The sequence below is a fragment of the Nonomuraea rhodomycinica genome, from assembly GCF_013363995.1.
In the GTDB taxonomy this organism is placed as follows: Bacteria; Actinomycetota; Actinomycetes; order Streptosporangiales; family Streptosporangiaceae; genus Nonomuraea; species Nonomuraea rhodomycinica.
Genome location: NZ_JABWGO010000053.1, coordinates 1 through 303 on the forward strand (window position 1 = coordinate 1; position 303 = coordinate 303).

The 303-nt window shown below is 74.9% G+C and carries 1 protein-coding gene; it reads left to right on the forward strand.

What is annotated here, in order from left to right:
- Positions 1 to 16: 16 nt before the first annotated feature.
- The coding region (locus tag HT134_RS44380) for a hypothetical protein (RefSeq protein ID WP_175606514.1) at positions 17 to 303 on the forward strand (287 nt) is incomplete at its 3' end.

Sequence of the window (303 nt, forward strand, 5' to 3'; positions counted from 1 at the left end):
CGGGACGGAAAAGACTGTGCGGCAGCAGCGGGGGCGGGTCGTCGCGGCGAACGACGGCAGGCATCCCGTACGCCGCCGGCGCGAGCCGCCGGTCAGCGTGGAACGCCAGGTACGTCCACACGTCCGCGGCCAGGGGCACCACCGCTTCCGCGTCGCACGGCCAGACCTCACCGGTCTGCGGGTGCCGCGGCACCAGGGCGATGTCCGGGGTCTCGGCGGGCAGGCCGGGCCCGGCCAGGACGAGGTGGCGTTCCGCTGGCCCTGGAGGGAGCAGGCCGTCTCGGAAGCTCTCGACGACACCGA